Origin of the sequence: Roseomonas sp. 18066 (genome assembly GCF_902706185.1) — a bacterium.
Taxonomy (GTDB): Bacteria; Pseudomonadota; Alphaproteobacteria; order Acetobacterales; family Acetobacteraceae; genus Pseudoroseomonas.
The window spans coordinates 1-509 of record NZ_CACSJM010000355.1 but is presented as its reverse complement, the minus strand read 5'-3'; the positions used below and the strand labels follow the sequence as shown (position 1 = coordinate 509).

Annotated in this window: 2 protein-coding genes; both read right to left on the bottom strand. The window is 61.5% G+C overall.

Annotated features, from left to right (window positions below; genetic code table 11):
- Positions 1–262 (bottom strand): dihydrodipicolinate synthase family protein (locus GVN67_RS29200; protein ID WP_200845452.1); only part of this gene is annotated, 262 nt, incomplete at its 3' end.
- A gap of 59 nt (positions 263–321) precedes the next feature.
- Positions 322–509, bottom strand: a 188-nt coding sequence (locus tag GVN67_RS30255; protein ID WP_235035622.1) for a hypothetical protein, incomplete at its 5' end; no start/stop codon positions are given.

The following is a 509-nucleotide window of genomic DNA, read 5'->3' as shown; positions in this document are numbered from 1 at the left end:
ACACCGCTTCGCGCGAATTGACCGCGCCGGTGCCCACGATGGTGGGGATGCCGGCGGCCACCAGACGGGCCACGCCTTCCTGTCGCTGCGCCTCGCTCAGCAGGGGCCAGTCGCCCATCGAGCCGCAGTAGACGACGGCGCTCATGCCGGCGTCCACCAACGAGCGACCCTGCGCCACCAGGGCGTCGAAGTCGGGCTGGCGGTCGGGGGTGCACGGGGTCATGAGTGCGGGAATGGTGCCGGTGAAGATGTTGTCGCTCATGAGGTTCTACCTGTTGAAAACAATGGGATCGGCGCACGGGCCGGGAAAGTGAACGCCTTTTAATAGGCTGTAAATATATTAGCGATATGCCGATGGGGAGCATAGGCGATGCGCTCTTCTTGCACAAGCACCCGACGAAAAAGCTGTGGTGAACCCGCTGGAATAGATTCGCGATATATTGCTCCGGCACCTGCCTGCAGGATTCCACCGACCCACACGTTCATTCCAATGTCCTCCTCCGGCAAGA